The sequence below is a fragment of the Cellulosimicrobium sp. GQ32 genome, assembly GCF_059758455.1.
The window spans coordinates 124,222-146,534 of the sequence record NZ_JCAXEP010000011.1 but is presented as its reverse complement, the minus strand read 5'-3'; the positions used below and the strand labels follow the sequence as shown (position 1 = coordinate 146,534).

The 22,313-nt window shown below is 74.9% G+C and carries 22 protein-coding genes; 8 read left to right on the top strand and 14 right to left on the bottom strand.

Annotation, left to right across the window (positions count from 1 at the left end; translation table 11 throughout):
* Window positions 1-3: 3 nt before the first annotated feature.
* Genes AC6CH9_RS17115 through gadC form a run of 3 tightly spaced genes read right to left on the bottom strand, consistent with a single transcriptional unit; the run spans window position 4 to window position 3,421 of the window.
* Window positions 4-1,407, bottom strand: a complete 1,404-nt coding sequence (locus AC6CH9_RS17115; RefSeq protein ID WP_498155970.1) for a dipeptidase — start codon at window positions 1,405-1,407, stop codon at window positions 4-6.
* Window positions 1,404-1,937: a hypothetical protein gene (locus AC6CH9_RS17110; RefSeq protein WP_389279715.1), complete on the bottom strand. Its 534-nt coding sequence runs from the start codon at window positions 1,935-1,937 to the stop codon at window positions 1,404-1,406. The genes AC6CH9_RS17115 and AC6CH9_RS17110 overlap by 4 nt, the downstream gene beginning before the upstream one ends.
* Window positions 1,934-3,421, bottom strand: a complete 1,488-nt coding sequence (gadC, locus tag AC6CH9_RS17105) for a glutamate/gamma-aminobutyrate antiporter GadC (protein WP_498155969.1) — start codon at window positions 3,419-3,421, stop codon at window positions 1,934-1,936. Before gadC ends, AC6CH9_RS17110 begins: the two co-directional genes overlap by 4 nt.
* A gap of 206 nt (window positions 3,422-3,627) precedes the next feature.
* Here gadC and AC6CH9_RS17100 point away from each other — a divergent pair, with 206 nt between their 5' ends.
* On the top strand, window positions 3,628-4,569 hold the full coding sequence (locus AC6CH9_RS17100; RefSeq protein ID WP_498155968.1) for a phosphoglycerate dehydrogenase: 942 nt from the start codon (window positions 3,628-3,630) through the stop codon (window positions 4,567-4,569).
* A gap of 49 nt (window positions 4,570-4,618) precedes the next feature.
* Here AC6CH9_RS17100 and mutM read toward each other — a convergent pair whose 3' ends face one another.
* The 6 genes from mutM to coaD form a co-directional block, all read right to left on the bottom strand.
* Window positions 4,619-5,572: a bifunctional DNA-formamidopyrimidine glycosylase/DNA-(apurinic or apyrimidinic site) lyase gene (gene mutM, locus AC6CH9_RS17095; RefSeq protein WP_498155967.1), complete on the bottom strand. Its 954-nt coding sequence runs from the start codon at window positions 5,570-5,572 to the stop codon at window positions 4,619-4,621.
* A complete protein-coding gene (rnc, locus tag AC6CH9_RS17090; protein ID WP_498155966.1) occupies window positions 5,565-6,323 on the bottom strand; it encodes a ribonuclease III in 759 nt (252 codons plus the stop codon). The genes mutM and rnc overlap by 8 nt, the downstream gene beginning before the upstream one ends.
* 5 nt (window positions 6,324-6,328) lie before the next feature.
* A complete protein-coding gene (rpmF, locus tag AC6CH9_RS17085) occupies window positions 6,329-6,523 on the bottom strand; it encodes a 50S ribosomal protein L32 (RefSeq protein ID WP_021482203.1) in 195 nt (64 codons plus the stop codon).
* A gap of 2 nt (window positions 6,524-6,525) precedes the next feature.
* Window positions 6,526-7,044: a YceD family protein gene (locus AC6CH9_RS17080; protein WP_498155989.1), complete on the bottom strand. Its 519-nt coding sequence runs from the start codon at window positions 7,042-7,044 to the stop codon at window positions 6,526-6,528.
* A 309-nt stretch (window positions 7,045-7,353) separates the two neighbouring features.
* Entirely contained in the window at window positions 7,354-7,953 is a 600-nt protein-coding gene (locus AC6CH9_RS17075; RefSeq protein WP_498155965.1) for a hypothetical protein, read from the bottom strand.
* Entirely contained in the window at window positions 7,950-8,450 is a 501-nt protein-coding gene (coaD, locus tag AC6CH9_RS17070) for a pantetheine-phosphate adenylyltransferase (RefSeq protein ID WP_498155964.1), read from the bottom strand. The genes AC6CH9_RS17075 and coaD overlap by 4 nt, the downstream gene beginning before the upstream one ends.
* A gap of 87 nt (window positions 8,451-8,537) precedes the next feature.
* On the opposite strand from coaD, the gene AC6CH9_RS17065 reads away from it, so the two are divergent.
* Complete coding sequence (locus tag AC6CH9_RS17065) at window positions 8,538-9,281, top strand: GNAT family N-acetyltransferase (RefSeq protein ID WP_498155963.1); 744 nt, start codon at window positions 8,538-8,540, stop codon at window positions 9,279-9,281.
* 103 nt (window positions 9,282-9,384) lie between these two features.
* Here the strand turns inward: AC6CH9_RS17065 and rsmD are convergent, their stop codons facing one another.
* From rsmD to AC6CH9_RS17050, 3 genes are all read right to left on the bottom strand, one after another.
* A complete protein-coding gene (gene rsmD, locus AC6CH9_RS17060) occupies window positions 9,385-10,026 on the bottom strand; it encodes a 16S rRNA (guanine(966)-N(2))-methyltransferase RsmD (protein WP_498155962.1) in 642 nt (213 codons plus the stop codon).
* Between the two features lie 119 nt (window positions 10,027-10,145).
* On the bottom strand, window positions 10,146-12,404 hold the full coding sequence (locus AC6CH9_RS17055; RefSeq protein ID WP_498155961.1) for an ATP-dependent DNA helicase RecG: 2,259 nt from the start codon (window positions 12,402-12,404) through the stop codon (window positions 10,146-10,148).
* Complete coding sequence (locus tag AC6CH9_RS17050) at window positions 12,401-14,278, bottom strand: DAK2 domain-containing protein (protein WP_498155960.1); 1,878 nt, start codon at window positions 14,276-14,278, stop codon at window positions 12,401-12,403. The genes AC6CH9_RS17055 and AC6CH9_RS17050 overlap by 4 nt, the downstream gene beginning before the upstream one ends.
* Before the next feature lie 323 nt (window positions 14,279-14,601).
* Here AC6CH9_RS17050 and rpmB point away from each other — a divergent pair, with 323 nt between their 5' ends.
* A complete protein-coding gene (rpmB, locus tag AC6CH9_RS17045) occupies window positions 14,602-14,793 on the top strand; it encodes a 50S ribosomal protein L28 (protein WP_024840757.1) in 192 nt (63 codons plus the stop codon).
* Between the two features lie 162 nt (window positions 14,794-14,955).
* Entirely contained in the window at window positions 14,956-15,471 is a 516-nt protein-coding gene (locus tag AC6CH9_RS17040) for a GNAT family N-acetyltransferase (protein WP_498155959.1), read from the top strand.
* A gap of 9 nt (window positions 15,472-15,480) precedes the next feature.
* On the opposite strand, the gene AC6CH9_RS17035 is transcribed toward AC6CH9_RS17040, so the two are convergent.
* Window positions 15,481-16,527, bottom strand: a complete 1,047-nt coding sequence (locus AC6CH9_RS17035; protein ID WP_498155958.1) for a thiamine-phosphate kinase — start codon at window positions 16,525-16,527, stop codon at window positions 15,481-15,483.
* 64 nt (window positions 16,528-16,591) lie between these two features.
* Here AC6CH9_RS17035 and AC6CH9_RS17030 point away from each other — a divergent pair, with 64 nt between their 5' ends.
* Window positions 16,592-17,146: a DUF3515 family protein gene (locus AC6CH9_RS17030; protein ID WP_498155957.1), complete on the top strand. Its 555-nt coding sequence runs from the start codon at window positions 16,592-16,594 to the stop codon at window positions 17,144-17,146.
* Window positions 17,147-17,164: 18 nt separating this feature from the next.
* On the opposite strand, the gene AC6CH9_RS17025 is transcribed toward AC6CH9_RS17030, so the two are convergent.
* The gene (locus AC6CH9_RS17025; RefSeq protein WP_498155956.1) at window positions 17,165-18,334 is read right to left on the bottom strand and encodes a D-alanine--D-alanine ligase family protein; all 1,170 of its coding nucleotides are present in this window, start codon (window positions 18,332-18,334) and stop codon (window positions 17,165-17,167) included.
* Window positions 18,335-18,542: 208 nt separating this feature from the next.
* Between AC6CH9_RS17025 and AC6CH9_RS17020 the strand changes: the two genes are divergently transcribed.
* The 3 genes from AC6CH9_RS17020 (at window position 18,543) to AC6CH9_RS17010 (ending at window position 22,267) form a co-directional block, all read left to right on the top strand.
* Window positions 18,543-19,973 (top strand): hemolysin family protein, encoded by a 1,431-nt coding sequence (locus AC6CH9_RS17020; protein ID WP_498155955.1) that lies wholly within the window; start codon window positions 18,543-18,545, stop codon window positions 19,971-19,973.
* On the top strand, window positions 19,970-20,995 hold the full coding sequence (locus AC6CH9_RS17015; protein WP_498155954.1) for a CNNM domain-containing protein: 1,026 nt from the start codon (window positions 19,970-19,972) through the stop codon (window positions 20,993-20,995). Before AC6CH9_RS17020 ends, AC6CH9_RS17015 begins: the two co-directional genes overlap by 4 nt.
* A gap of 81 nt (window positions 20,996-21,076) precedes the next feature.
* Window positions 21,077-22,267: an acyl-CoA dehydrogenase family protein gene (locus AC6CH9_RS17010; RefSeq protein WP_498155953.1), complete on the top strand. Its 1,191-nt coding sequence runs from the start codon at window positions 21,077-21,079 to the stop codon at window positions 22,265-22,267.
* Window positions 22,268-22,313: the final 46 nt, after the last annotated feature.

The window sequence follows — 22,313 nt, the reverse complement described above, 5'->3', positions numbered from 1 at the left end:
GCGTCAGCCCTCGCCGAGACGCGCGAGGAACAGCGCCTCGCCGACCGCGAGGTTCTCGATCTCGCTCGGCGCGACCGACTCGTTCGGCGCATGGATGAGGCACGCCGGCTCCTCGACGCCGAGGAGCACGATCTCGGCGTCCGGGTACTGCCCGGCGAGCACGTTGCACAGCGGGATCGAGCCGCCCTGCCCCGCGGTCACCGTCTCGCGCCCGTACGCGTCCGCGAGCGCCGCCGTGAGCGTGTCGAACACGTGTCCGCTCGTGCGCGCCGCGAACGGCTGCCCGACGGCGTCGCGCTCCACGCGCACCCGTACTCCCCAGGGTGCGTGGTTCTCCAGGTGGGCGACGAGCTTGTCCTGGAGGTCCTGCGCGTCCGAGCCCGGCGGGACGCGCAGGTTGAGCCGGGCCGAGGCGCGGGGCTGGATCGCGGCGGCGGAGCCGACGACGCTCGGCGCGTCGATCCCGAGGATCGTCACCACCGGGCGCGCCCAGAGCCGGTCGGCGACGCTGCCCGTCCCGACGAGACCGACGCCGTCGAGCACGCCCGCGTCGTGACGGAACTGGCCCTCGTCGTACGCGACGCCGTCCCACGTCCCGTGCGCGACGGCGGCCGGCACGCCGTCGATGGTCGTGTCGCCCTTCTCGTCGCGCAGGCTCGCGAGCACCGCGACGAGCGCGGCGAGCGCGTCCGGTGCCGCCCCGCCGAACATGCCGGAGTGGATCTCGCCCTCGAGCGCCTCGACGTGCACGACGACGTTCGCCGCGCCGCGCAGCGTCACGGTGAGCGTCGGCAGGCCGAGCTCGGCGTTGCCCGTGTCCTGGATGAGCATCGCGTCGGCCGCGAGCGCCCCCGGGTTCGCCTCGACCCACTGGTCGAGGCCGCCCGTCCCCTGCTCCTCCGAGCCCTCGACGACGAGCCGCACGCCGACCGGGTAGTCCTCGCCGCCGAGCGTGCGCAGAGCCCGCAGCGCCGTGAGGTGCGTGACGACGTTCCCCTTGCAGTCGGCGGCGCCGCGTCCGTAGAGCCGGCCTTCGCGCTCGGTCAGCTCGAACGGCGGGGTCGTCCACGCGGCGTCGTCCAACGGAGGCTGCACGTCGTAGTGGGCGTAGAGCAGCACGGTGGGGGCACCTTCGGGGCCGGGGCGGTGCCCGAGCACGACCTGCGACCCGTCGGGGGTGACCTCGAGGCGCGTGTCGATCCCCTCGGCGCGGAACGCGTCGGCGACCCACTGCGCGGCCCGTTCGCACTCGGCGCGCGGGAAGAGACGTTCGTCGGCCACGGACGGGATGGCGACGAGCGTGCGCAGGTCGTCGAGCGCGCGGGGCACGAGGTCCCGCACGGCGGCGCGCACCTCCTCGACGTGACCGGCGCCGGCGGGTCGTGCTCCGGTGCCCTGCTGGCTCATGCGTCCTCCTCGGTCGGGGTGCCGTCGGCGCCCTCGGTGGCGTCGCTGCCCGGCTCGGTCGTGCGGCCGGGGTCGAGGTCGAGCGAGTCGACGTAGGCGTCGAACTCGTCGAGCTGGTCGGGGCAGTAGACCTCGATGACGAGCCGGTCGCCCGCGAGGCGGCGCTCGTCGAGCACGGACGGGCGCAGCCCCGGTCCGGCCGCCCCGTTCGCCGCGCCGAGGTTCGCCGTCGCCTCGACGAGCGCGGCGGGGTCGGTGCAGAAGCCGCCGCCGTCGTCGCCCAGGACGTCGGCGATCGTCTCCTCGCTGAAGGCCGTGATCCCGATCTCGGCGAAGCGGTCGTGCAGCTCGGCCGCCTTCTGCTCGGCCTCGCGCGCGTCGCGGTGGGACCGCACGTTGTCGAAGAGGATCAGCATGACCGCGCCGAGCGCGACCAGGAGCAGCGCGGCGGCCGTGTACGTCACCCACCGCTTGGACGAGACCGGCTCGGGCTCGTGCACGGGAACGTGGTCGGGACGCGTCGAGGTCATGCCGCCTCGCCCTCCCCCGCCTCGTCCGCCGCCGCGATGGCCGCGGCCTCGGGGTCCTTCCAGGACGGCTTGCGCAGCAGGTAGAACAGCGCCGGGACGAGGAGGCCGATGATGCCGAGACCGCCGCCCACGATGAGCACGTAGACCCCGACGTTCCCGCTGGAGAACTGGGCGGGCGGCACGAACCCGATGATCATCGCCGCCACCGAGGCGCAGAAGCCGACGACGCACAGGAGCGTGAGCGCCGGGGCGCGGTAGCCGCGCGGGTGGTCGGGTGCACGACGGCGCAGCCGCACGGCCGCGATGAACAGCAGCAGGTACATGACGAGGTACACCTGCGTCGTGATGACGGACAAGATCCAGTAGGCGCTCGACACGTCCGGGATGAAGGCGTAGAGGAGCGCGATCCCGGTCGTGATGACGCCCTGCGTGACGAGGATGTTCTGCTGCACCCCGTGCTTGTTGAGGCGCTGGAGGAACGGCGGCAGGTAGCCCTCCTCGCGTGCGACCGTGAGCAGGCCCTTGGACGGCCCGGCGAGCCACGTGAGCATCCCACCGAGGGACGCCGCGATGAGCATGAGGCCGAGGATCGGCGTCAGCCAGCTCACGCCGAAGTTGGCGAAGAACGCGTCGAACGCCTGCATGACTCCCGCGGTGAGGCTGAGCTGGTCAGCCGGGATCACCCAGCTGATGGCGACGGCCGGGAGGATGAAGATGAGGAGCACGAGCCCGATCGCGAGGAACATCGACCGCGGGAACTCGGTCGAGGGCTTGCGCAGGCTCGTGACGTGCACCGCGTTCATCTCCATGCCCGCGTAGGACAGGAAGTTGTTGACGATGAGGACGAGCGACGCGAGCCCCGTCCAGGCGGGCAGCAGGTGCTGGGCGTCCATCGGCGCGGCCGACGGGTTGCCCTGGCCGAGGAACACGATGCCGAGCACGACGAGGATCGCCGCCGGGATGAGCGTGCCGATGATGAGTCCCCAGCTCGACAGCCCGGCCACCGTCTTGGTGCCCTGCGAGGAGAGCCACACGCCCGTCCAGAAGAGCACGACGATGACGATCGCCACGTACAGCCCGTTGCTCGCGAGGCTCGGGTTGATGACGTACGCGAACGTGCTCGCGACGTATCCGAGCAGGCTCGGGTAGTAGAAGATCGTCATCGCGAACTGGCACCAGATGGCGAGGAAGCCGAGCGGCTTGGAGACGCCGTCGGCGACCCACCGGTACACCCCGCCCGACCAGCCGGACGCGAGCTCGGCGGACACGAGCGACGTCGGCAGCAGGAACACGAGTGCCGGGACGACGTAGAGGAACACCGCCGCGAGGCCGTAGACCGCCATGGTCGGCGCCGCGCGCAGGCTCGCGACCGACGACGTGATCATGAACGCGAGCGTGAGCCACGTGATGTAGTTCTTCGGCGTCCGTGCCGTGATCGCCGCGCGCACCTCTGCGTGCGTCGGCGCGCCCGTGGACGAGCCCATCCCCACCCCCGAAGCCGTGACCCCCGCGGGGCCGACCGGGACGGCGCGCGGAGGGCGCGTCGTCGGAACATCGCGAACATATCCCCGGGGGCTAGGTCGCGCCTGCGGAAGCGCAGGTGAGAAGGGCGCGCGACGCCGGTGATACGTTCGCGAGGCGGTCCGGCCCGCGCCGGGGCCGCGACCTGACGGACCACCCGGGAGCAGCGTTGAAGATCCTCGTGCCCAGCACCATCGCCCTCGACGTGCACGCCGGGCCGGGCGACGTCGTCGTCCGCTACGACGCCACGGCACCGCTGGGTCCCGAGGACGCCGACGCCGAGGCGCTCGTGGCGTGGGCGAACACCCCCGGGAACCTCGCGGACGCCGCCGCACGGCTGACCCGCCTGCGGTGGGTCCAGACGCTCGCGGCGGGTCCGGACGCCGTGCTGGCAGCCGGGTTCGGGCCCGAGGTGACGATCACGTCGGGCCGGTCCCTGCACGACGGCCCGGTCGCCGAGCACGCGCTCGCGCTCGTCCTCGCGGCCGTGCGCCGGCTGGACGAGCTCGGGGCGGCGCAGCGCGACCACCGGTGGGACACCACCGTGAACCGGGCGCAGGCCGACCCCGCCACCGCCGAGCGGTACACGCTCGACGGCGCGCGCGTGACGGTCTGGGGGTTCGGCTCGATCGCGGCACGCCTCGCGCCGCTGCTCGTCGCACTGGGCGCCGAGGTGACGGGTGTCGCGAGCCGCAGTGGCGAGCGCCACGGCTTCCGCGTCGTGACCGACGACGACCTCCCGGACGTCCTCGCGACGACCGACGTCCTCGTCTCCCTGCTCCCCGCGCTCGACGCGACCCGGCACGCGTTCGACGCCGCCCGGGTCGACCAGCTCCCCGACCACGCGGTCTTCGTCAACGTGGGCCGCGGCGCCACGGTCGACGAGGACGCGCTCGTCACGGCGTTGCGCGACGGACGCCTCGGCGGTGCCGCGCTCGACGTCACGGAGACCGAGCCCCTGCCGGAGACGTCACCCCTGTGGGACGCACCCCGGCTGATCCTCACGCCGCACGTCGCGGGCAACCGCCCCCAGCGTGCGTCGGACCTCGTCAACGCCAACCTCGACGCGCTCCGCGCGGGCCGCGAGCTCCGCAACGTCGTCCCCCGCTGACCCAGCGACGACGGCGAGACGAACGGAGAGCCGACGCCGGACCGACGAGCTACCAGCGGCCGTTGCGGGGGCGCGGCTGGCAGCGCGGGCACGTGTAGGACGAGCGGTTCATGAACTCGTCGCGGCGCACCGGCGTCCCGCACCGCGGGCACGGCTCGCCCTCCTGCCCGTACACCGCGAGCGACCGCGAGAAGTAGCCGGACTGCCCGTTGACGTTGACGTAGAGCGCGTCGAAGCTCGTGCCGCCCTGGGCGAGCGCCTCCGTCATCACCTCGGCCGCGGCGTCGAGCAGGCGGTGCGCCTCCGGGCGGCGCAGCGTGTCGGTGGCGCGCGCGAAGTGCAGCCGGGCGCGCCACAGCGCCTCGTCGGCGTAGATGTTGCCGACGCCGGAGACGACCGTCTGGTCGAGCAGCGCACGCTTCACGCCGGTCCGACGACGGCGGATCGCGTCCACGACGTCGTCGCGCCGCAGGGCGGGGTCGAGCAGGTCGCGGCCGATGTGGGCGACCGGACCGGGGACGGCGGCGAGGTCGGACCCGAGGCCGCCGGGGGCGCCGTCGGGCGTGGGCACGAGGTCCTGGACGGACAGGTGCCCGAACGTGCGCTGGTCGACGAAGTCGAGCGCGAGCGCGCCCGCCGGCCCGGCGCCGTCGGGCTCGAGCACGAGCCGCACGCGCAGGTGGGGCGACCGCTCGCCGAGGCCCGGTCCCGAGCGCACCAGGAGCTGGCCCGACATCCCGAGGTGGGCCAGCAGCGCGGCTGCGGGGCCGTCGTCGGGCCTGCCCGTCGGCCTGCCCGGCACGAGCGGGAGCCAGAGGAACTTGCCGCGGCGCACCGCCGCGTCGAGGCGCTGGCCGAGGAGCTGGTCCCGGAAGTCCGCGGGGCCGCCGTCGTGGCGCCGCACGCTGTAGTCGCGCAGCACCTCGACGTCGACGACCCGTGAGCCCAGCACGTGACGAGCGAGACCGTCACGGACGGTCTCGACCTCGGGCAGCTCAGGCACGGGTGTCCTCGGCCGCCTCCGCCGTCGCCGTCGCGTGCTCGTCGGACTGCTGGGACTGCGCCCGTTCGGTCGCCAGGGCCCGGTAGGCGCGCTCGGCGGCCTCCTGCTCGGCGTACTTCTTCGCGGTCCCGCTGCCGGTCCCGTAGAGCCGGCCGTCGAGGTGCACGTACGAGGTAAAGACGCGCGCGTGGTCCGGCCCGACGGCGTCGCTCGAGTACGAGGGCGCGCTGAGCCCCGCAGCCGCGGCCGCCTCCTGGAGCGACGTCTTCCAGTCGAGCCCCGCACCCAGGCCCGCAGCGGCGGCCAGCGTCGGCTCCACGAGCCGGAGCACGAGGCCGCGCGCGGGCTCGAGCCCGTGGCTCAGGTAGACCGCACCGATGATCGCCTCGACCGTGTCCGACAGGATCGAGTCCTTGTCGTTGCCGCGCGTGCGGATCTCGCCCTTGCCGAGCAGCACGTACTGCCCCAGGCCGAGCCGGCGCGCGATCGCGGCGAGCGACTTCTGCGAGACGGTCGCGGCCCGCATCTTGGCGAGCTCGCCCTCCGACAGGTCGGGGTGGCGGCGGTAGAGGGTCTCCGTGACGACGAGGCCCAGGACGGTGTCACCGAGGAACTCGAGACGCTCGTTCGTGGGGATGCCGCCGTTCTCGTGCGCGAACGACCGGTGCGTGAGCGCAAGCACGAGAAGCTCGGGGTCCAGATGGACCCCGAGCTTCTCGAGAAGACCGGATGCCGGTGCAGCCGGTGCCACGCGCCTCAGCCTGCGTGCTCGGTGCGCAGCGCCTCGGCGTACTGGCGGCCCTTGTAGGTACCGCACGTCGGGCACGCCGCGTGCGACAGCTTGTCGCCCTTGCACTGCGGGCAGGTGGTGAGGTTCGCGGCGGTCGTCTTCCACTGCGAACGACGCGCACGGGTGTTGCTGCGCGACATCTTGCGCTTCGGAACAGCCACGGCTAGCTCTCTTTCGTCTCGTCGGACACGTTCGAGGTGTCGAACATGCTCTCCAGCGCCGACCACCGAGGGTCGACAAGTTCGTGCGTGTGCCCCGGGTCGTCCGCCAGACGCGCCCCGCACTCGGAGCACAGCCCCGGGCAGTCCGCTCGGCACACCGGACTGAATGGTAGTGCAGTGACGACCGAATCCCGTAGCGCGGGCTCGATGTCCGCGAGGTCGCCGTCGAGGTCGTAGACGTCCTCGGCGTCCTCCAGGTCGTCACCCGACTCCTGGGCGGCCTTCGCCCGCTCGGGGTAGGCGAAGAGCTCCCCGAGCTCGACCGTGACGTCCTCGTGGACCGTGTCGAGGCAGCGCACGCACTCCCCGACCGCGTGGCCCGACACCGTGCCCGAGACGAGCACGCCCTCCATGACCGCCTCGAGACGCAGGTCGAGCTCGAGCTCGCTGCCCTCGGCGATGCCGATCACGGCGGTCCCGAGGTCGGCCGGCGCAGGCACGGTCCGGCGGACCGTGAGCATGCTCCCGGGTCGCCGACCGAGCTCGTGCGTGTCGAGCACGAGCGGCGACGTCTTCTCGGCGGTGATGGCGGACTCCAGGATCGCCAGGCCGCGGGCGTGGGCGCCCGCGGACGGATGGTCAACGATGGTCGGGGGCCGACGGCCGCTCGACGGCGGCTGCCAGGCACAGGCCGACGCGTGACGCGCCGAGCCAAACATCGATCTTACGTCACGCGACGGCCCGACCGCCACCTGCCGTCCGCACCCGAAGAGCCGGGATCCCGGCGTCGGGCCGACGGCCCCCCACGGCTCGGTCGCGGCCCGCGAACCTCAGCGGCCGGCGCGCTCGCGCATCGTCGCCGGGAACGGCGACTCCTCCGGCTCGCCGGCCCGGTCCCCGAGGCGGTCCGCGAGCTTCGCGCGGCCGCCCTGGACCTGCGCGAGCAGCTTGCCGAGGTCGACCTCGAAGTCCGCGAGCCTGCGGTCGCAGTAGTCGTCGGCGTCGCGCCGGAGCGCGGCCGCCGCCTCGTCGGCCTCGTCGACGATCTCCCGTGCCCGCGACTCCGCCTGGACCACGACCTGCTCCGCCTGCACGAGCTCGATCGCGCGCGCCCGCGCCGTCGTGAGGATCTCCTCCGCCTGCCGGTGCGCGTCCTCGAGAACGGCATCCGCCTGGGCCAGCACCTCGTCGGCGTGCGCGAGCTGCTCGGGCAGCGCGCCGCGCAGCTCGTCCAGGAGCGCGACCGCGTCGCCCTTGTGCACCAGCACGGACGCCGACATGGGCATCGCGCGCGCCGACTCCACGAGGTGCGTCAGGTCGTCGAGGATCGCGTTGAGCCCGACCTGCGCCTCCTGCGTCGCGCGGTCCTCGTGCGTCACCCGTCGGTCCTGCTGCTCGCTCACGTACCCGGTCCTTCCCGTCGTGCTCACCTGCTGCTCCCCTGCACCCGTGCCAGCGCCGCACGGACGGCGTCCCCGACTCCCGGCGGGACCAGGTCGTCGACCGGCCCCCCGTAGCGCGCGATGTCCTTCACGAGCGACGACGCGACGTGCAGGAGCGCGGCGTCGCCCGCGACGAACACGGTCTCGACGCCCGCCAGGTGCCGGTTCATGAGCGCCATCGGCAGCTCCGCGTCGAAGTCCGCGCCGCCGCGCAGTCCCTTGACCACGGCGCCCGCGCCGATCTCCCGGCAGAAGTCCACCAGGAGCCCGGGCACCACCTCCACGCGGACGTCGTCGAGCCCGGCGTCGGCGACCGCCGCACGAGCCAGCGCGACCCGCTCGTCGACGCTCAGCAGCGCCGACTTCGACGCGTTCCGCGCGACGCCGACGACGACCTCGTCGAAGAGCGCGCGGGCACGTCGGACGATGTCGAGGTGGCCCAGGGTGATCGGGTCGAACGACCCGGGACAGACTGCTGTGGTCACCTCGTCACGGTAGTACACGAGGCCGCGCGGACCCCGGCGGCACGACCGGGCGGGCGCGGATCGTCGTCGCGCGCGACGATGGTCGGCGTGACCGCCCCGGAGGAACCCGCCGTCGTCCCGCTCACCACACCCGAGCTCGTGCGCTCGCTCCACCGCGACGTGCTCGCGCCGTCGTTCCCTCCCGCCGAGCTCGTGGACGTCGACGAGCTCGTCGGCGACCACGCGAGCGGACGCCTGCGCAGCCTCGGGGTGGTGGAGGACGGCCGTGTCGTCGCCGGCGTCGTCGGCGAGTGGTTCCCCGACGCGCGCGTCCTCCTCGTCCTCTACCTCGCCATCGCGCCCGGCCGGCGCGGCGGCGGGGTCGGCGGGCGGCTCCTGGCCGCGGCCCTCGCCGACTGGCGCACCCTGGACCCGCTCCTCGTCGTCGGGGAGGTCGAGCACCCCGCGCACCACGTCGGCAGCGAGGCGCACGGCGACCCCGTCGCACGGCTGCGGTTCTACGCGCGCCTCGGCGCACGGGTCCTCGAGCTCCCCTACTTCCAGCCCGGCGACGGCCCCGGCGGCGAGCGCGTGCCCGCGCTCCTGCTCGTGTCGTTCCCCCTCGGGCCGGGCGAGGACGACGACGTCCCGGCCGCGCCGCTGCGCGCGTTCCTCGCGGAGAACCTCCGCACGAGCGAGGGCAGCCTGGCGGACGGCGCCGCGACCCGCCGCCTGCTCGACGCCGCGAGCGGTGACCGCGTCGCGCTCGTCGACCCTGCCGACACCTCCGCCCTCGCCACCGTCCCGGTCGGAACGCTCGCGCCCTCGGAGACCCGGGCGCCCACGGCCTGAGCCCCGGGCCACCAGGCCGTCCCGGCAGGGCGAACAGCCGATCCGTGCGCGTCAGGTGGTCCGGACGCGCCAGAACCACCTGCTCGGTGCGGTGGCGGGCGGGCTATGTCTCGTCGGGGAGCTCGGGGCCGACGAAGTACACCGTCGTCTCGCCGTAGTCCTTGCGCGCGACGAGCTCCCAGCCGCTCGGCCAGGCCGGTTCCGGGGTCCGGGTGGAACGCTCGACGACCACGACGGCGGCCGGGTCGAGGACGCCGGGCACCGCGAGGTGGGCGAGGACGCGCTCCAGAGCCTCGGCGGTGACGTCGTACGGCGGGTCGACGAGCACGAGGTGGTACGGGCCGTGGCCACGCCCGGCGGTCTGCTCACCCGCTGCTCCGACCGCGCCGCCGACCGCCGCCCGCTGCGCCACGCCTGCGGCCACGCCGGCGACGAACGTCTCGGCGGGTTGCGCGACGACGTGCGCGTTCGACAGCCCGAGGGTCGCGACGTTGCGTCGGGCGACGTCGGCGGCGACCCGGGCAGAGTCGACGAGCGTCACGTCGGCGGCGCCGCGGCTCGCGGCCTCCAGTCCGAGCGCGCCCGAGCCCGCGTAGAGGTCGAGCACGTGCGCGTCGTCGACCACGCCCAGGTGCTCGAGGCGCGAGAAGATCGCCTCGCGAACTCGCTCGCTCGTCGGCCGCGTCCCGCGCGGCGGGACCTGCAGCGTGCGTCCCCCTACCGTTCCCGCCACGATCCTCGTCACGTGCCCAGCCTAGACACGCCGCGCCGCGTTCGACGCACGGCGCCGTGGTGCGGGGACACCATGTCCACGCCGTGGTGCCGGGTCACGACGACCGGCGCCCGGTGGACGACGCCGCACGCTCACGCGCGCTCGAGGAACTCCTCGCGCTCGGGGTCGAGCTGGTCGCGGATCGCGTCGGCGAGCGTCGGGTGGTCGGCCAGGTCCGGGTCGTCCGCGACGACGGCGGCCGCGTCGGTGCGCGCGGTCGCGATGACGTCGGCGTCCTTGACGACGCGCAGGAGCCGCAGCGAGCTCGCCCGCCCCGACTGCGCGGCGCCGAGGACGTCCCCCTCGCTGCGCAGCTCGAGGTCGACGGTCGCGAGCTCGAACCCGTCGGTCGTGCGGGCCAGCGTCTCGACACGCGTCGCGGCGGGTGTGCCCGGCTGCGCCGTCGAGACGAGCAGGCACAGCCCGGCCGCGGACCCGCGCCCGACGCGCCCACGGAGCTGGTGGAGCTGGGAGATGCCGAACCGGTCGGCGTCGAGGACCACCATGACCGTGGCCTCGGGGACGTCGACGCCGACCTCGACGACCGTCGTCGAGACGAGCACCTGGACCGCGCCCGAGGCGAAGTCCGCCATCACCGCGTCCTTGTCCGCCGGCGGCATCTGCCCGTGCAGCACGCCGACGTCGAGCCCCGCGAGGCGCGGGTGACCCCGCAGCTCCTCGGCGACCTCGAGCACGGCCCGCAGGGGCGCGCGGTCCGAGGCATCCGGTGCGTCGGGGTCGAGGAGGAAGTCGGGCACCTCGTCGAAGTCGTCGGTCCCCCTCGGCGGCCCGTCCACGTCCGGCGCGTCCGGGTGGATGCGCGCGCACACCACGTACGCGCGGTGCCCGGCGTCGACCTCCTCGCGCACGCGCGCCCACGTGCGCTCCATCCACGCCTCGTTGCCGGCGGGCACGACGTGGGTCGTGATCCCCGCACGTCCCGCCGGGATCTCCGTGAGCGACGACGTCTCGAGGTCACCGAACACCGTCATCGCGACCGTGCGCGGGATCGGGGTGGCCGTCATGACGAGGAGGTGCGGGGCCGTCCGCGCCTTGGCTCGCAGCGCGTCGCGCTGCTCGACGCCGAACCTGTGCTGCTCGTCCACGACGACGAGGCCGAGGTCGGCGAGCTGCACGTTCTCGGACAGCAGCGCGTGCGTGCCGACGACGATCCCCGCTGCGCCGCTCGCGGCGTCGAGCAGCGCCTCCTTGCGCGCCGCCGCGCCGAGCGACCCGGTGAGGAGCGCGACGCGCGTCCCGTGCTCCGCGCCGCCGAGGAAGCCACCCTCCGCGAGCGGCCCGAGCAGCGCGCGCAGGGTGCGCGCGTGCTGCGCGGCGAGCACCTCGGTCGGGGCGAGGAGCGCCGCCTGCCCGCCGGCGTCGATCACCTGGAGCATGGCGCGCAGCGCGACGACCGTCTTGCCGGAGCCCACCTCGCCCTGCAGGAGCCGCTGCATGGGCCGCGCCAGCGCGAGGTCCGCCGCGATCTCCTCGCCGACCTCGCGCTGACCCGCCGTCAGCGTGAACGGGAGGGCGGCATCGAAGTCGGCGAGGATGCTCGGCTCCCCCGGTCCGCGGGGAGGGCGGGCAGTCGCCGGCTCGGCCGCAGCCCGGGCCCGGCGCTGCGCGAGCGCCGCCTGGAGGACGAACGCCTCCTCGTACCGCAGCCGGTCTCGGCCTCGCCGCCACTGCTTCTCGTCATAGGGCTCGTGCACGTCGCGCAGCGCCTCGAGCCGTGTCCCGAGCCCGTGCCGCTCGCGGACGGCGTCCGGGAGCGGGTCCGGGACGTCCTCCTCGCGCAGCGGGTCGAGCACGGTGCGCACTGCGGGCTGGATCTTCCAGCTCGGGATGCTCGCGCTCGCGGGATAGATGGGGATGGGCCGGCTCGCCTCGAGCACGGCGCTCTCCGTGTCTTCGGCGTCGTCGTCGACCCCGATGATCTTGTAGTCCGGGTGCGTGAGCTGGCGCGTGCCCCGGTACAGCCCGACCACCCCCGTGAAGAGCCCGTGCCGCCCCGGGGCGAGCCGCTGCTCGTGGTAGCGCAGGACGTTGGGGCTCTTGGCGAAGAACGTGAGCGAGAGCTGCTGCGGGCCGTCGGTCACGATCGCCTCGAGGATCGCGCCCGCACGGTTGCGCATGCGCCGGACCGTCGCGCTACGGACCTGCGCGACGATCGTCACGTGCTCACCGAGGGCGAGGCCGCCGAGGTCGGTGAGGCGCCCCGGGTCCCCGTAACGACGCGGGTAGTGCCGCAGCAGGTCCCCCACGGTCTCGAGGCCCAGCTTCGCGAGCGGGCCCGCGCTTCGCGTGCCGACGGCACGGGTCAGCGGCTCGGCCAGGCGGTCGCTCATCCCTCGGCCTCCACGATGACCTCGACGACACCGTCCGCGGCCTCCGGCCCCTCGACGGCGAGCGTGACGACGCCGCCGTCGCGCCCCGAGCGCAGGAGCACGACCTCAGCGCCGTCCCCGGTCGCGCGCGCCGCGAGCGCGTGGAGGGCCACGCCCGGCACGTCGTCGTCGGCGAGCACCGTGACGAGCGCCCCGCGGGGAGCCCCGGGCGGTCCGAGCAGGTCCGTCAGCCGCTGCGCGACCGCCGGGGCCGGAACGCCCGCGGTGTCGAGGCGGGCCCACCGTGCGGCGGCGAGCGCCGACCGGGCCGCCTCGATCCGCTCTGCGGCACCGGGCTCCACGAGCTGCGCAGCGGCGAGCGCCACCGCGACGTGCAGGTCGGTCACGGCGGGCAGCACCTCGAGCGTGTCGACCCCGTCGTCACGCAGGGTCGCGCGCAGGGACTCGACGTCGCGCTCCGGCAGGTCCGCGCCGGGCAGGAGCGCGACGTGGGGCGCGCGGGCGTCGACCGCGACGCGGTGCAGGGCGGCCAGGTCGAGAGGGCCGGGGGCCTCCCGCAGCAGCACGACGGCGCCTGCCCGGGCGAGGTCCGCGACGAGCGCGGGCGCCGTGGTCACCGCGACCACCCCGGGAGCGTCGGCGACGGGGGGCGCGCCGGTCCGGGCGTCGTGCGCCCCGTCGGCAGCGGCGTCCGGGGCGTGGCCCGGTTCGTGAGGTCCCGGGAGGTGGCGGACACGCACCTGGCGCAGTGCGACGTCGGTCCCCGCCGTGGAGGGCGCGCCGACCTCGTGGTCGTCCCGCAGGGTCGCGAGCGCGGCACGCCCGACGGCGACCGCCGCCATCGGGTCGTCGGTGTGGACGTGCGCCTGCCAGAGGCCCGAGCCGTCGTCGCCCGGCCCACCCACCACGACGACGGAGTCGCCGATCCGCGCGAGCTCCGCGCGGAGCAGCTCCGCGGGGTCCTCGGCGGCCACGCGGGCAGGGTGCTCCGCGCCGCCCACCGGGACGTCGACCACGTACATCACCTCGAACTCGCCACCCTCGTGCCCGGACCGCGGCCCCGCGCCCCCGCCCCCTGGGGAGCCCGGCACCGGCACCATGCCTGCCATCATGCCGAGCACCTCCGACACGCCCGCCCCCGCGGGCCCGGCGTCGTCGTGCCCACCGAGCGCGAGGAGCGGGGCGGAGACGGCGGCCACGGGCTCGGTCGCCGCGACGCGCGCGTCGAGCGCCGCGACGAGGGCGCCGAGGACCAGCACGAGGCCGAGCGCTCCGGCGTCCAGGACCTGCGCCCGGGCGAGCACGTCGAGCTCGCCGGTGCTGCGGAGCGCCGCGGCACGCGCCGCGTCGCGGGCCGCGGCCGCGACGACCGCGGGCGAGGAGGCGCCGGACCCCTGCGACGCGGTCGCCGCGGCACGCGCCGCGGCGTCGGCCGCCGTGAGGATGGTGCCGGGTGCGGGGCGGGCGACCGCGCCGCGCGCGGTGCGGGCGGCGCGCTCGAGGCCGGCCGCGAGCGCGGCACCGGTCACGGTCCGGTGCTCGGCGAGCGCGAGCGCGATCCCGCGGAGGTACTCGCTGAGGATGACGCCCGAGTTGCCGCGAGCCCCGACGAGCGCGCCGCGGGCCAGCCGCACGAGCAGGTCGCCGGCGCCGCCCGCCGCGCCCACCTCCGCGGCTCCCGCCGCGTCACCGCCGGGCAGCGCCCGGACCGCGTCGAGGAGCGTGAGATACATGTTGGTGCCCGTGTCGGCGTCCGCGACGGGGAAGACGTTCACGCGGTCGAGCGACTCGCGCGCGGCGGCGAGCGCGCGGACGCCGCCGCGGCCCCACGCGACGACGACGGCGGCGTCGACCACGTCGGCTCCGGGGCTCACGTCTGACCGGCTCCTCGCGCTCGGGGGACGACCGGACCGGGCGGCCGGACGGTCGGACGGCACCGCGGGCCGTCGGGACCACGGTAGTCAACCGCGCGCGCCGTCGGGGCGCGCGGCGGGCCGCCTCCGGGCACCCGAGGGTGTGACGAGCGCCCGGTTTGAGCTCAGGCCCTCGGATCGGCTACCCTGACGAGGTTGCCCGGGTGCTTCGCGCGCCCTCGACACCGTCGAGGAGCCGCCGAGGAACACCGGGCGAGACACCCTACAGACCATTCAGGACGTCGCCGCTGCGTGCGCGACGTGCACGACGATCAGGAGAAACCGTGGCTGCCAACTGCGACGTCTGCGGCAAGGGCCCGGGCTTCGGGCACAGCATCTCGCACTCCCACATCCGCACGAAGCGCCGCTGGAACCCGAACATCCAGCGCGTGCGCGCCGTGGTCGCGGGGACGCCCAAGCGTCTCAACGTGTGCACCTCCTGCCTCAAGGCCGGGAAGGTCACCCGCCCCGCCTGAGCATCGCGAGACCTGACGAGAGCGCCTGCCGGATCCCCGGTGGGCGCTCTCGTCGTCTGTACACCGCTCACCTCGCCCTTCGCCCCGCCGAGATGCGGAGATCTCCTGAAGATCGGGGCAAACCGGTTTGGCGGATCTCCGGCGCGGTGGCAGTCTTTGTGCATGGTGACGGAACTGAGCGAGGTAACCATCCGCCCGGCCGCTCCCGCGGACGCGAGCGCCATCGCGGCCGTGCACATCGCGTCGTGGAGGGGCGCGTACGCAGGCATCGTCCCCGACGAGTACCTGGCCTCGCTCGACCACGACCAGCGCGAGCAGCACTGGGTCCAGAGCCTCGCCACCGCGGGCGCCCGCACCTGGCTCGCGGACGCGGACGGCCGCACGATCGGCTTCGCCACCCTCGGCCCGAGCCGCGACGAGGACGCCGAGCCGGGCGACCTCGAGATCTACGCCATCTACCTCGACCCCGAGTCCTGGGGCCGCGGCGTCGCGCGCGACCTCATGCGCACCATGCTCGGCGAGGTGCGGCCCGGCACGACCGTCACGCTCTGGGTCCTCGAGGACGCGGAACGCGCGCGCCGCTTCTACCGCCGCCACGGCTTCACGCCGGACGGCGTCGAGCGGCGTGACGACATCGGCGGCAAGGACCTCACCGCCGTCCGCTACCGCCGGGGCTGACCGCCGCGCTCACGCGCGGAAGTGGTCCCACCCGGTCGCGCGGTGCGCGACACGGCCGTCGACCCGCACCCCCGCGCCCTCGCCGTCCACGGTGCGCACCGTGCCGATCGCCCGGAACGCGTCGGGCAGGTCGGCGTCGGCGGGGAACGTCGCGAGCAGCGCGTGGTCCTCGCCTCCCGACAGCACCCAGCCCTCGGCGCGGTCGCCGACGTCCGCCCCGGCGTCGGCGTCCGTCGCGTCAACGCTGTCCCCGCTCGCACCGTCCCCGCTCGCGCTGTCGAGCGCGGCCGCCGCCACGCGCAGCCGGTCGAGGTCCGCGCCCAGGGCGGCGAGCTCGAGGTCCACGACGACGCCGCTCGCCCGCGCCATCCGGCCCGCGTCCCGCAGCAGCCCGTCGGACACGTCCATCATCGCGGTCGCGCCGGCGTCGGCGGCCGCGGGACCCGCGGCGAGCGGAGGGTCGGGACGCAGGTGCGCGACGACGAGCGCGTCGTCGAGGTCCGCCCGGTCGGCGTCGAGCAGCGCGAGACCCGCCGCGGACCGGCCCAGGCTCCCCGCGAGGGCGACGACGTCGCCCGGCCGGGCGCCGGAACGCAGCACGGGGGCGCGGCCCTCGAGGTCACCGTGGACGGTGACCGCGACGACGACCTGGTCGCCCCCCGACAGGTCTCCCCCGACGACCGCGGCCCCGAGCGGCGTGCACGCGTCGGCGAGCCCCCGCGCGAGGCCCGTGACCCAGTCGACGGGCAGGTCGCCGGGCATGACGAGCGACACGACGAGCGCCGCGGGGCGCGCGCCCATGGACACGACGTCGGCGAGGTTCTGCACCGCGGCCCGCCACCCGACGTCGTACCCGGACGACCAGCGCCGGCGGAAGTGCCGGTCCTCGACGAGGACGTCGGTCGACACGACGTAGCGGCCGTCGGGCGCCGCGACGACGGCGCAGTCGTCCCCCGGTCCGACGAGGGTGGTCGGTGCGGTGGGCAGCAGGGGGAAGATCCGGGCGAGGAGCGCCTCCTCGGGCACGTCGCGGACCAGCAGGGGCGTCTCGCTCACGCCGCCACCCTAGTCGCCGCCCGGGCGGTCACGGGCACCCTCCGCGGGCCGCTACGGTGGTCGCGTGCTCGACGCCGTCCCTCCCGCCTCGCCGTCCTCCCACCCCGGTGCACCCCGGCCCCGCCGGCCGCGCCCCCTCGCCCGGGCCCTCGCGGTGCCCGCGCTCCTCGGCGTCGTCGCGGCGACCGCGGCGTGCGCGCCGCGCATCGGCGTCCCGGTGGCGGACGACGCCCAGAACCCGCTGTGCGCGGACGTCGTGCTCGCGCTGCCGGAGACCCTCGGCGAGGACCTGGCGAAGGTCGGCACGACGAGCCAGGCCACCGCGGCCTGGGGCGAGCCGGGCGCAGCGGTGACGCTGCGGTGCGGAGTCGAGGTCCCCGGGCCGACGACGACGGCGTGCCAGAGCGTCGAGTCCGAGGGCGGCACCGTGGACTGGCTCGTGGTCGAGGACCAGGGCACGTGGACGTTCACGACCTACGGTCGCGACCCCGCGGTCCAGGTCGTCGTGCCGCCCGCGGTGACCGAGGGCCACTCGACGGCGTTCATCTCGGACCTGGGTCGTGCGGTCATGGAGGTCCCGCAGACGCGCGCGTGCGTCGGCGCGGCCGACGCGGGCTGAGCCGGCCGGACCAGCGAGTCAGCGCAGGCCGGTGGGGCGCTCGAGCGCGAGCGCGACGAGCTCGTCGATGAGCTCGGGGTAGCTCAGCCCCGACTTCTCCCACATGCGCGGGTACATGGAGAACGGCGTGAAGCCGGGCATCGTGTTGATCTCGTTGACGACGACCTGCTCGTCGGGCGTGACGAAGACGTCGACGCGCGAGAGGCCCTCGGCTCCGACCGCCTCGAACGTGCGGACCGCGATCTCGCGCACCCGCTCGACGAGGTGCTCGGGGAGGTCGGCCGGGCACGACAGCTCGACCCCGGCCTCGTCGAGGTACTTGGCCTCGAAGTCGTAGAAGTCGTGCGCCTCGCCCGTCACGACGATCTCGCCGGGCAGCGACGCGCGCGGACGTGCGCCCCCGCGGCCCCCGAGGACCGCGCACTCGATCTCGCGGCCGACGACGCCCGCCTCGACGATCACCTTGGGGTCGTGCTCCTGCGCGGCGGCGATGGCGGCGGGCAGGTCCGCGAGGTCGTCGACCTTGGAGATGCCGAGGCTCGACCCGGCGCGCGCGGGCTTGACGAACACCGGCAGGCCGAGGGCCGCGACGGTCTGCGTCCACGCCTCCGGGTCGCGCTCGAACGCGCCCGGGCGGATCACGGTGTACGGGGAGACGGGCAGGCCCTCGCCCGCGAGCACGAGCTTCATGAAGTGCTTGTCCATGCCCACGGCGGAGGCCAGGACGCCCGCGCCGACGTAGCGGACGTCGGCGAGCTCGAGCATGCCCTGGAGCGTGCCGTCCTCGCCGAAGGGGCCGTGCAGCAGCGGGAAGACGACGTCCACCTCGCCGAGCACGCGCGGGACGTCGCCCGGGGTGAGGACGCGCAGCTCCCGGCGCCCGGTCGACAGCGGCAGGATGACCTCCTCGCCGGTCGGATCGACCTGCGGCAGGCGCCCCTCCGTGATCTCCCAGCGCGCGGGCTCGTCGGCCGCGAGGACCCACTCCCCCGTCGGCGTGATCCCGACGGGGATCACGTCGTAGCGCGACCGGTCGATCGCGCGCAGGACGCCCGCGGCGGTCGCGGCGGAGATGGCGTGCTCGCCCGAGCGGCCCCCGAACAGGACGAGGACGCGGGGCTTGCGGGGCGCGCCGGTGGGGTGCTCGTCGGTGGACGGCACGGACCGGTCGGGGCTCTGGCTGGACATCGCGGACGACCCTACCGGACACCTGCTCGCGCACCTGACGTTCCCGCGGGAACGATCCGGGGACGTCCCGCGTTGGGAGTGCCGTGGAAGACACGACTCTCGAGGCCCCCGCGGCCGACGACCCCGACCATAGTCCCGGCCGCACCGGCCCCGGCAGCGAGCGGACGCGCGAACGCGTCCCCGACGACCGGAGGGCGGTGCGGGCACGATGACGACCTTCCTCTCCCTCCTGCTCGGGCTCCTCGTGGTTCTCGCGATCACGGCGGCGACGGCCTACTTCGTCGCCCAGGAGTTCGCCTACATGACCGTCGACCGCTCCCGCCTGGGGGCCAAGGCGGAGGCCGGCGACGAGTCGGCCCGGCGCGCGCTCGCCGTCACCCGGCGCACCTCCTTCGTCCTGTCCGGGGCCCAGCTCGGGATCACCGTGACGGGCCTGCTCGTCGGCTACGTGGCCGAGCCCCTGATCGGTGAGTCGCTGGGCACGATGCTCGGCGGCGTCGGCGTCCCGACGGGCGTCGGCGTGGCGGTGGGCACCGTCCTCGCCCTCGTGCTGTCGACGATCATCCAGATGCTCTTCGGCGAGCTGTTCCCCAAGAACCTCGCCATCGCGCGGCCCGAGCCGCTCGCGAAGGGCCTGGCGCGCTCCACGACCGCCTACCTCACGGTGTTCGGCTGGCTCATCGCGGTGTTCGACAAGGCGTCCAACGCCCTGCTGCGCCTGCTGAAGATCGAGCCCGTGCACGACGTGGACAACACCGCGACGGCGCGCGACCTCGAGCACATCGTGGCGGACTCGCGCGAGAGCGGCGACCTGCCCGACGAGCTGTCCGTGCTCCTCGACCGCATCCTCGACTTCCCCCAGCGCGACGTCGAGCACGCGATGATCCCGCGCTCGCGCGTCGGGACGGTGCGGCCCGAGGCGACCGTGGCCGAGGTGCGCGAGCTCATGGCCCGCGCGCACACGCGCTACCCGGTGGTCGACGAGACGGACCAGCCGCTCGGCGTCGTCCAGCTCGCCGACGTCCTCGCGACCGGCCTGCCCGACGACGCGCCCGTCACCGACCTCATGCGTCCGGCCGTCGTGCTGCCGACGACCATGACGCTGCCCGCCGCGCTCGGGCAGCTCAACTCCACGCGCAACCAGCTCGCGTGCGTCATCGACGAGTACGGCGGCTTCACCGGCGTGCTGACCGTCGAGGACCTCGCCGAGGAGCTCGTGGGCGAGATCACCGACGAGCACGACCCGGAGCAGCCCGTCACGGTCACGGCCGAGGACGACGGCGTGTGGGTCATGGGCGGCGACGTCCACGTCGACGAGGCGGAGCGCGCGCTCGGCCACGACCTGCCCCGCGGCGACCACGAGACGGTCTCCGGGCTCCTCATCGCCCAGCACGGCGCCCTGCCGCGCGCGGGCGACACGATCGAGGTCCCGCTCCCGGACGACCCCGCCGACCTCGTCCACGACGAGCCCGTGCACCGCACGCTCGTCGTCGACGTCCTGTCGGTCGAGCGGCACGTGCCGCGCCTCGTGCGCGTCCGGCTCGTCGAGCAGCGGGGCGACGCCCCGCCCGCCGACGACGCGCACCACACCACGCACGAGGCTGCCCGCCCGACGGACGCAGCGGAGGAGACCCGATGAGCAACCCCTGGGTCGTCGTCGTGGCGACCGTCGCGATCATCGCGCTCAGCGCGTTCTTCGTCGCCGTGGAGTTCGCGCTCCTCGGCGCCAAGCGGCACCGGCTCGAGGACGCCGCACCCACGAGCCGCGCGGCGCGCGCCGCGCTGCGCAGCTCGAACGAGCTCACGCTCCTCATGGCCGGCGCACAGCTCGGCATCACGGCGTGCACGCTCGCGCTGGGCGCCATCACCAAGCCGGCCGTGCACCACTGGCTCACGCCCGTCTTCGAGGCGTGGGGCGCGCCCCTGTGGGCCGCCGACGTCGCGGGCTTCGTTCTGGCCCTGATCGTCGTGACGTTCCTGCACCTCGTCATCGGCGAGATGGCGCCGAAGTCGTGGGCGATCGCCCACCCGGAGCGCTCGGCCACCCTGCTGGCGCTGCCGATGCGCGGGTTCATGTGGGCGTTCCGGCCGCTCCTGCGCTGGCTCAACGCTCTCGCGAACCGCTGCGTGCGCGCCGTGGGCGTCGAGCCGGTCGAGAACGTCGAGGGCGGGGGGCAGGACGCCGCGACCCTGCGGCACCTCGTCGAGCACTCGGCGAACGTCGGCGCGCTCGAGGCGTCGTACCGCGTGCAGATCTCGGGCGTCATCGAGCTCGAGACCCTCACGGTCGACGCGCTCGTGCCGACCGAGGGCCGGCCGACGTCGGTCGCCGCGACGGCCACGGCCGCGGACGTCCGCGCGGCGTCCGCCCGGTCGGGGCACCTGCGCATCCTCGTCCAGAACGGGAGCGTCGTCCCCAAGGTCGTGCACGTGCGCGACACGCTCCTGGAGCCTGACGACCGGCCCGCCGGGGAGCTCGCGCGGCCGGGCTTCGTGCTCGCGTCGGGGACGACCGTGCACGCCGCGCTCGCGCGCATGCGCGAGTCGAGCGAGCAGCTCGCGATCGTCATGGACGGCGAGCGGTTCGTCGGCGTCGTGACGCTCGCCGACGTGCTGCGCCGCATCCTGCCGTCCCCGGAGGAGCCGGCGCTCGTCGGCTGACCGGCCCGGCGTACGGTGGAGGGGCCTCGGCGACGCGCGTCGCCGGGGCCTCTCGCCGTCCGCCACGACCGAAGGCAGGCCATGTCCACGCCCGTCGCTGCACCCTTTGCTCCGCCGTTCCCGGAGCGGCGCACCCTCCTCACCGACGACCTGCTCGACGCCGTCCGCGGCCGCGCGGCGGGCTACGACCGCGACAACGCGTTCTTCGACGAGGACCTCGCCGCCCTGGCCGAGGCGGGGTACCTGCGGGCGCTCGTGCCCACGTCGTTCGGCGGCGCCGGGCTCGGCCTGCGCGAGGTCGCGCACGAGCAGGCGCGGCTCGCGGCCGCGGCACCCGCGACGGCCCTCGCGGTGAACATGCACCACGTGTGGACCGGCGTCGCGCGCTACCTGCACGAGCGCGGCGACGCCTCGCTCGACTGGCTGCTCGAGGAGGCGGGTCGCGGCGAGGTGTTCGGCTTCGGGTACTCCGAGGGCGGCAACGACCTGGTCCTGCTCGGGTCCCGCACCGAGGCGCGACCGGACGGCACGGGCGGCTACACGTTCCACGGCCGCAAGATCTTCACGTCGAACTCGCCCGCGTGGACGCGCCTGGGCGTCCTCGGGCTCGACACGGTGTCCGACGACGGCCCGCGCCTCGTGCACGCGTTCGTCCCCCGGGGCGCCGGGGTCGAGGTGCTCGACGACTGGGACACGATGGGCATGCGGGCCTCGCAGTCCCGCTCCACGGTCCTCGACGGCGCTCACGCGCCCGCCGACCGCGTCGTCCGGCGGCTCGCGCCCGGGCCCACGCTCGACCCGCTCGTCGTGGGGATCTTCACGACGTTCGAGACGCTCCTCGCGTCCGTCTACACCGGGATCGCGGAGCGCGCGCTCGAGCTCGGCGTCGCCGCAGCGCGCCGCCGCACGTCGATGAAGAACGACGGCGCGTCGCTCGCGCAGGACCCGGACATCCGCTGGCGCCTCGCGGACGCCGCGCTCGCGCTCGACGCGGTCTGGCCGCAGATCGACACCGTCGCGGGCGAGCTCGACGCGCTCGTCGACCGCGGCGCCGGCTGGTTCCGCTCGACCGCAGGGCTCAAGGTGCGCGCCACGGAGACGGCGAAGACGGTCGTCGACCAGATGGTGCGCGTCGCGGGCGGGTCCAGCTACTTCGCCGGGAACGAGCTCGGCCGCCTGTACCGCGACGTGCTCGCCGGGATCTTCCACCCGTCCGACGACGAGTCCGCGCACTCCACGGTCGCGCAGTCCCTCCTGGGCCCGCTCGACTGACGGCACCTGGTCAGGGGGTGGTTGTTCGGGGCATGCGTCGAGCGAC